Below are 8,467 nucleotides of genomic sequence, written 5' to 3' on the forward strand. Positions count from 1 at the left end.
CTTTAGTTTAAAGTTACTGTATTTAATGTTTCCTCGCCTGGCTGCCAGTTACAACCGGTAAGCCCAGGATTCTGAGTAGCTTCCAAAGCTCTTAATACCTCGGTAACGTTACGTCCGGTAGCATCGTTGTTACAGTTTACCCACTGGATTCTTCCTTCTGGATCAACAATAAATGTTGCGCGGTATGCAACGCTTCCTGGTTGTAAGATACCCAATTTTTTGCACAATGACTTAGAAGTATCTTCAATTAATGGGTAAGTAAGATTTGCCAAACGCGGATCGTTTGCTTTCCATGCCAGATGAACTTCTGCAGTATCGGTTGAAACACCATATAATTCGGCATTCAATTCTTCGAATTTAGCGTGGTTGTTATTGAACTCCACGATTTCGGTCGGGCACACAAAAGTAAAGTCTTTTGGGTAAAAGTAGATTACCATCCACTTCCCTGCTTTTTTGTGATCTTCCGATGTTACTTCTGCGAATTGATTGTTGGCCAATACGGCTTGCTTTTTAAACTTTGGAAATTTATCTCCTACTGATTTCATGATTTTCGTTTTTTTTTGATTTTAGGCAAATGTAGATTGAAATGTAGCTCGTGTCAAATTGATTTTTTTTAAGCCAAATAGATTTAAACTATCCTAAAATCAGTAAACAGCTGGTGTTGAATATTATTCAAAGTTTCGCTTAAAAAACGGCTCGTTTTTATGCCTAATTCTTTCGCCATTTCCATTTGTTTAATAGCATGCTTTGTTGAATTGAAACTTAATATCGCTATATTTAACAGTTTTTTGAATGAAAATTCGAAAATAGAATAATACCTATCCGATTAAAACTAATATTGTTATGGAGGAAAAATCAAAAATGACATCAGTATCAAGACGAGCATTTCTTGGTACAACAGCTGCTGCTGCTGCCGGATTTACAATAGTTCCGCGTCATGCTGTAGCAGGATTGGGGCACAAAGCTCCAAGTGACAAACTCAACATTGCAGGTGTTGGTGTTGGAGGTATGGGTTTTGCTAACTTAAAAAACCTAAAATCTGAAAACATCGTTGCCTTGTGTGATGTTGACTGGGGATACACCGGAGGAAACGGCGTGTTCGACACATTCCCAAAAGCCAAAAAGTACAAAGACTGGCGTAGAATGTACGATGAGATGAGTAAGGATATCGATGCTGTTCTTGTTGCAACAGCCGACCACACTCACGCAATTATTGCATCGCACGCCATTACTTTGGGTAAACACGTTTATGTGCAAAAACCATTAACGCACACCGTTTACGAATCGCGTCTTTTAACCAAACTGGCCGATAAATACCAGGTTGCCACATCAATGGGTAACCAGGGTTCGTCGGGTGAAGGTGTAAACCTTACCTCGGAATGGTTAGCTAACGGCGAAATTGGTGAAGTAACAAAAGTTGAAGCATTTACCGACCGTCCTATCTGGCCTCAGGGTTTAAATACTCCTGAAAGAGGCGACTGGGTTCCTGAAACATTGGATTGGGATTTGTTTACAGGTCCTGCTAAAATGCGTCCTTACAACCAGGTTTACCACCCATGGAACTGGCGTGGCTGGTGGGATTATGGTACAGGTGCACTTGGCGATATGGCTTGCCATATTCTTCACCCTGTATTTGTTGGTCTTGATTTAGGATATCCTATTCATACCCAAGGAAACTCAACTTTACTTTTACAAGATTGTGCTCCTACAGCTCAGTCGGTAAAATTAACTTATCCGGAACGTAAGGCAAAAGCCGACAAACCATGGAAAGGTTTGAAGAAAAATACGCTTCCACAGGTTGATGTACACTGGTACGACGGTGGTATTAAACCAATGCTTCCTGAAGGATGGCCTGATGGTAAAAATCCGAACGATCAGGGTGGTGGTGTAATTTTCCACGGAACAAAAGACAAACTGATTTGCGGATGTTACGGTGTAAACCCATGGTTATTATCGGGTCGCGAGCCTGATGCTCCGAAATTCCGTCGTCGCGTAGAAACCAGCCACGAAATGGATTGGGTACGTGCATGTAAGGAAAGTCCTGAAAACCGTGTTAAAACGGCATCTGACTTTAGTGAAGCAGGTCCATTCAACGAAATGGTAGTAATGGGTGTTCTTGGTGTTCGTTTACAAGGGCTGAATAAAGAGTTGGATTGGGATGGCGAAAACATGCAGTTCACCAACCTTACCGACAGTGAAGAGATTAAGACTGTTATTAAAGACGGTTTCAAAATTCACGATGGTCACCCAACATTCGACAAAACGTGGACTGATCCTGTTCCTGCAAAAGAATTTGCTGCTGAATTGATCAAGCATACTTACCGTAAGCCTTGGAGTTTACCTGATATGCCGGCATAAATTCACGCTAGAAATGATATACAAAAGGTGTCTGCAAGAGCGGACACCTTTTTGTTTGTCTAATTTTCGGGAAATGCTTGCGTATATTCGTCCAAATTTGTAAACTTGCACCCCGAAAATCGTATGTAACATTACATTTTCACTCCGGGCCTATAGCTCAGTCCCGATAAACCAGAAATTTTCAATTTCATAGTTTATCGAGGATGCTCGAGAAGCTAACAAAATAAAATTTTGAGTTTTTCGGCATTGGTTAGAGCACCAGCACGGAATACAAATTGAAATACTGAATACTCAGATATTTAGGGCCTATAGCTCAGTTGGTTAGAGCACCTGACTCATAATCAGGGGGTCCCTGGTTCAAGCCCAGGTGGGCCCACCCTTATAATCAGAGAGTTACACTAAACACAAGTGTAGCTCTTTTTTATTTCATACCAACAAAAGTACCAACTTTTCATAGTTTAACTTAGAGAAAACTTAGTTCAAAGAGAGAGACTATAGCAACCTAAGACACCCTGAATATAATACCCTTTTATAGGAGTTTAGAGAGTAAAATTAATCTCCCGGAACGGGTTCAGCAGCTCTCTAAAGTTATATAAAAGTTATTATGTATCAGGTGGTCAGCCCCTAGTTCATTGCTCAGTCCTATACGATTTTAAACTACTCGAAGTAAGATTAAAATCGAAACAAATAAGAAGCCAGATAGAACAACAAAATCTGTTGACACTAACAATATTTAAACTTACAGACTTTTAAATAATTCTCTAAGTTTTATCTGCTGATCCTTCAAAGACCCAACCTTGTGCCCCATTGTTCCCCCGGCTTTTTTCACTTCCTGTAAACGAATTTCAAGCAATGTATTTAAGTAGTGCCAGGTCCCTAAAATTTCTTGCGTTGTGTTTAGCTGAGGTCCAACTGCCACCGTCTCAGTGAGCTCATACAGAATTTCAGAATCTTTAAGTTTTTTAGGATACCCTTTAATGTGGTTCGGCTGTTTAATTCCAAAGAATAAGCAAAGTGCTCTTAATGCTATCTCCCCTTTCACTTGAATAAAAGACTTACCTTGAGGGCCAAAGCCATACCCCATATGATAATAAATTTCACCGTCACACAAATAATAATGTTCCATTCTAGGTGAAAACATACCACTACTAACTTCTTTCTTCGGCATATAGAATTTATTAATATCAAGTACATCAACTGGCGGATTCTTGAACTTATGACTATACACCAATTCTTCGGAACTATTAGACATTCTACGAAAACATGAGCCAAATTCAACTTTAGGGTATTCAATACGTTCCTTAAGGTTTTTTATTAAGCTAGAATGGGCTGTAATTAAAGCTGGTAAACTCATATTGTATATTTTGAGGAATTCATGTGGTTGGCATAAGACAAATTCTTCTTCAAATTCCTCTGTAAAGAATTTTAAATCAGTATAACTTATAAACCCCCTTGATCCATCTGGGAAATCAATTCCCCAACCGTACTTATCTCTTTTACTCATTAGACATTCTTTGTTTAGGTTAAAATTATTGAGATCCAAGTATAGCTAAAATTGAGCTAACAAGAAATATATTGATAAACTAAATCTCCCAAATACATGAATAGGTTTAGCATAGAATTTCGTGCATCATTGATGTAAACACCTTCTTATTTAAAGAACGAATTTCTGTCAAGTGCTTTATACCCGAAATTTCAATCCATAAAGTTCAATTTACACTTTACAGGAATTGGGGCGTAAATTTCTTTGTGCCAATCAATGATTTACCCATATCTAAAAAGAAGTAAAGGGAATGAATTTTTTGAATTCAAAATAATCAAAACAGGCATCTGCACAGGGATACTTTTGCCAGTGACAATAATGTCACAAAATTAAAATCTTTAACAATGAGAAGATTAGTAGAACAAGCGCCAGGAATGGGCGAAAGTATTTTAGAAAGTAATCGAGAGGCTGTAAGAAGACGACTACATGAATCACCTATTCTAACGATCCACCCAAAGGTAAAAACAAACGATTTTAAAGAAAAATTGGAAGCAAGGTGCTTCCTCAATAGGACAGCCATCAAAATGGTTTTTGGGGAAGGAGCAGATAATTACAAGGTCGACTTCGGTAACAAACCTAAATTTCATGCGGAGACCAATAGCAAAACAGGAGAAAGGTTTGTAAGAATAAGGAGCGAAGTGATGTTCACAGAAATAGCCGAAAACGTACCGGAAGAAGAAAAGATATCACGTGTCGGCATTTCACCAGATACCGGAATATTTGAAAGCAGCTGGTTAGCAGGAATGATCTTCCACATGCATGATGGGCTGGAAGCACTAGACAGGGATACAGTCTATCATTTTCTCCTACTCCCCTGCAGTGTAAATACAGCACAAGAACAACACAATTACCTACAAGGCTGGGAACTCGAATTGATTGATACAAAACCTGCAGACGAATTAGATTTAAGAACCGACTTAACTACAAAAAAAAATGGAAGGACCGATTACTAGCAATTATAAGAGCAAGAAAAAGACATTCGTCCCGGAACGATACCGTTACTTTTACGAAGACTCTGAACGCAATGTAGAAGCATTTATACACGAGTTTGAGCCCAATACGTTAAATGTCAAGGGAATGACTGGATGTGGAGCAACAACTATGCTCCTGGAGAATTATCAACCTATGATACTGTCTTGTCCCACCAATGAATTGTGTGATTGTAAAAGCAATTCTGACCGGCACGCAGGAAAAGTACTCTGGTATAAAAAAGGGGTAACCGATGAAGATATACTAGAATACCTGGAACATATTGACGTTCCCAAATTAATAGTGGTTTACGATAGTACTCCGTATTTAATCCAAGCGTTAAAACGCGTCGAGGAGGAGGAAGTAGGACAAAAATACGTGCTAGCAATAGATGAAGCCCACATGATGATGACTGCACTATCATATCGGGATAAGGCGATTAAAAACCTGACCGCCTTGTTACCAGAGTTTGAGAATGTACAATTCATTACAGCAACACCAGTTCCTGAGGAATTTTCACCAGAAGTCTTCAAGAATTACAATTACGTGGAATACGAGTGGGCAGGTGCAATAAGGCTTAATGTAATCACAAGTGAGCAATACAATCCTATTAAAGCCGTCGTGAACTGTATTGAGAGTTTTAGAATAGATGGTAAAATCATGGTTCAAAGCGAGAATAATGAAGAGATCGCCGCGGAAGAGTTAGTAATATTCCTCAATAGTGTTAAAGAAATTGCGACCATAATTAAATCAGCAAAGCTGAAGCCAGAAGAGTGTAAAGTAATTGTAGCAGAGAAATATCGGAATAGTAGCTTATTGGCTGAAGCCTTTGGAATCGAACCGGACGAAGTTGAAATAGCAAAAGCATCTGATGTAAATAAGAAGTATACCTTTGTAACCTCGAAAGCATTTGAAGGAGTCGATTTCTATTCAGAATCAGCATTATCTATAGTAATAAGTGTAGTCAGATCAAAAAGCACTCTGCTAGATATGGGTGTAAGTTTACCACAAATTGCTGGGAGAATACGCACCCCAGAAAATCAGCTTAAGAACACCATACTGTTCATCTACAATACTTCCAGCTATGGAACGAGTCCAAAGGAACAGGAGGAAAATGTAATCCTTAACATTGAAGAAGCTGAAAGGTGCATTGAAATTTATGACCGCTGTACAGATGAAGCAGAAAAGACCGTACTTAGGAAAAGATATTCAGATGACTTTAATCACGGCTTACTTCAATCACAAGAAACGGCAGAGGGAATACAAGTAAAACTGGACCATGATGCGATTAAACACAAGCGTTATCAGAATTACATCACCGGAACTTATTGTCAAGAGATGAAGGTACATAATGCTTTGGAGCAAACGGCAATTGCAATAAATCAAGACTTTTTCTTTGAAGAGGAAAACGTAGTGCTGAATTACGTAAGAAAACCTCATGTCCGGGAATTGGCGAAGAAGTATATAGCCGCAAAGAAGTTATTAGAATCAGATCCCGAAAAAGCAGACCAGGAAAGCATTGAATTAAAACGGGAGCTGATAAAAGTACTGGATAAGGAGATGCCGATACTAAAAAAAGCCTACAGCAAACTTGGAGCGGAAAAGATGCAAACAGCCAGTAATCGGTCTGAGAAGAATTTAAAAGCCGCAATAGTCGAATATGATAAGCTGTATAGCCTACGCGGATGTCTGAACGATAAATTCGAAGCCGGAAAGTTCTATTTCAACACTAAAATCGTTGAGTTACTTGCGCCAGAATATTACAAACTAAACATCGAAAGACCTGTTAAGGCGATTGATATAGCATACTTCTTTGAAGTGGAAAGTAAGAAGAAGAAAGACCTAACAGGAATTAGGAAAGGAGGATATCTAATAAAGAAACCTATTCTAAAAACCAGGCCAACAATGCTACCTCAAGCTATAGCGACAATAGGATGACCACAACAAAGTGGCATCATTATTTACATTAAGAAGTTATATATAGGGTGATTTTGCAATTCAAGCTGACACTAATCAAGGTCAAAAAACGATTTGTAGTTGGCGGCACCAAGTAAGGGCTCGGCGTTAAATAACCGGGCCCTTTATGTATATCCTAATTAATACTATCTGTGAATTTACATATCTCACTTCCAACTAATTTAAGTTGCAGCTCGGGAAGTTCAAAAGTGCTTTTACCGTTCTTAGCCAGTTTACAAGTAAATTTGTAAGCCAAACCATCAGCATCCGAAGCAATTCCTTTAAAATAACTATGGCTACCGGGGATATCAGAAATTAATTGAAGGTCACTCAAACTAAAAGTCAAATCCAGATATTTAAAATCCCTAACAATACTGCTAGCCTCAGGCACGACCTTAACAGTAATACGAGCGTCAGAAAAATTCATACTGAATGTAACATCACCGTGAGCTTTACCTTCAACGCCGTGAAGATATAAAGTGGATACGAGAAAACCAGTACGCTGTTGACTAAAACCGGTATTCAAAATTAGCACCAAACAAAGGGAAAGAATAAGTCTCATGCTAAAAGTCTTGAGAGTGAAGATGTGCTTTATTGCTTCTATATTCTTTAGTCCTTCTTTTTATTTCTTCATCAATTTTTATATCTGAAAGAGATAAAGACCAGGCATCTAAAGTAATTCGCATATTACCCTTCTCCCCAGACCAATGATTTTTAATTTTATCGAATCTAAGTTTAATGGAATAGTGATCCATTACATTTTTAACAAAACCACCATCTGCAGGATCAGAATAATAAGGGACACCGGATATCATACGAGAAACACCCAAATATTCATTATCAGGCATAAATCTTATCCATTTCACCTTAGGTACACCCCATTTAGCATTATATTCATCTACCGTTAATTTTTCTAAATCATATCTAGATTCACTTTTCTTTTGTGAATCACCAATCATAATACTTTCGAGATAATAATTAGATGTAATTTTTCCGGCGACACCTGATACAGTAACTTGTTTTTCATCAATGTAGTAATCTTCGTTCGAATCATATCTATCGGAAACAGGAAGAGCCGCACCTAAAGTAAAACCCTTAAGGGACTGAGCAATAAGGCAATTGCAAGTAAAAAGAAAGAAAAAAGCGAGTAAAAGAGACTTTAAAACCAAAGATAAATTTTTCATAAAAGAAATTTATGTCCTCCTACAGCCTGCGGAAGGGGTTTATTTTAGAAGCGAAGGGCTGAACTTACCAAACATCAGCACGAACAGCCCACGCTTCAACGTAAGCTACCTGGGTGTAAATAATTACACTGGCGGTTTCCTGATTCAGGTAAGCAACGCATATTTTAAATTCGGTATAAACAGGTTATGGTTTCTGCATATGTCGTTAAAACAAGAAGGCGCAACCAAACTTGTCAACCAGAGAGGCTCCGCCAGAAGCCCATACACCAACAAGCCGGTTACGCCCATACGTTAACCGTCCTGCTATTTTCCATGGTGTATTCATTAAATCTGGCGGATTTTCTGGTACCGGACAATTGCAGTCACAATAATATTTTATCTACCTCTATAGGTTTTGTTTAACGTCAGAACCTATTGGACAAATTTTTCTATAAACTTAAGAGATACTTTTTACATT

General features: G+C 38.4%; 7 protein-coding genes and 1 tRNA gene. 4 read left to right on the forward strand and 4 right to left on the reverse strand.

Going from position 1 to position 8,467, the window contains the following annotated elements:
* Positions 1-2: 2 nt before the first annotated feature.
* Positions 3-545 carry a peroxiredoxin gene (locus SLH46_RS20750; protein WP_320283145.1) on the reverse strand — a complete coding sequence of 181 codons (543 nt, stop codon included), beginning with the start codon at positions 543-545 and terminating at the stop codon, positions 3-5.
* Between the two features lie 298 nt (positions 546-843).
* Between SLH46_RS20750 and SLH46_RS20755 the strand changes: the two genes are divergently transcribed.
* Together SLH46_RS20755 and SLH46_RS20760 are read left to right on the forward strand one after the other, a co-directional pair.
* Positions 844-2,358, forward strand: a complete 1,515-nt coding sequence (locus tag SLH46_RS20755; RefSeq protein WP_320283146.1) for a Gfo/Idh/MocA family oxidoreductase — start codon at positions 844-846, stop codon at positions 2,356-2,358.
* A 302-nt stretch (positions 2,359-2,660) separates the two neighbouring features.
* Positions 2,661-2,734: transfer RNA gene (locus tag SLH46_RS20760), tRNA-Ile, on the forward strand.
* A gap of 363 nt (positions 2,735-3,097) precedes the next feature.
* On the opposite strand, the gene SLH46_RS20765 is transcribed toward SLH46_RS20760, so the two are convergent.
* Positions 3,098-3,862: a hypothetical protein gene (locus tag SLH46_RS20765; RefSeq protein WP_320283147.1), complete on the reverse strand. Its 765-nt coding sequence runs from the start codon at positions 3,860-3,862 to the stop codon at positions 3,098-3,100.
* A 383-nt stretch (positions 3,863-4,245) separates the two neighbouring features.
* On the opposite strand from SLH46_RS20765, the gene SLH46_RS20770 reads away from it, so the two are divergent.
* Both SLH46_RS20770 and SLH46_RS20775 read left to right on the forward strand, forming a co-directional pair.
* On the forward strand, positions 4,246-4,854 hold the full coding sequence (locus tag SLH46_RS20770; RefSeq protein ID WP_320283148.1) for a hypothetical protein: 609 nt from the start codon (positions 4,246-4,248) through the stop codon (positions 4,852-4,854).
* Positions 4,835-6,808, forward strand: a complete 1,974-nt coding sequence (locus SLH46_RS20775) for a hypothetical protein (protein WP_320283149.1) — start codon at positions 4,835-4,837, stop codon at positions 6,806-6,808. Before SLH46_RS20770 ends, SLH46_RS20775 begins: the two co-directional genes overlap by 20 nt.
* Before the next feature lie 154 nt (positions 6,809-6,962).
* Here SLH46_RS20775 and SLH46_RS20780 read toward each other — a convergent pair whose 3' ends face one another.
* Positions 6,963-7,388, reverse strand: a complete 426-nt coding sequence (locus SLH46_RS20780; RefSeq protein WP_320283150.1) for a hypothetical protein — start codon at positions 7,386-7,388, stop codon at positions 6,963-6,965.
* A gap of 1 nt (position 7,389) precedes the next feature.
* Entirely contained in the window at positions 7,390-8,010 is a 621-nt protein-coding gene (locus tag SLH46_RS20785) for a hypothetical protein (RefSeq protein WP_320283151.1), read from the reverse strand.
* Positions 8,011-8,467 lie beyond the last annotated feature (457 nt).

The sequence above is a fragment of the Draconibacterium sp. IB214405 genome (assembly GCF_033963885.1).
In the GTDB taxonomy this organism is placed as follows: domain Bacteria; phylum Bacteroidota; class Bacteroidia; order Bacteroidales; family Prolixibacteraceae; genus Draconibacterium.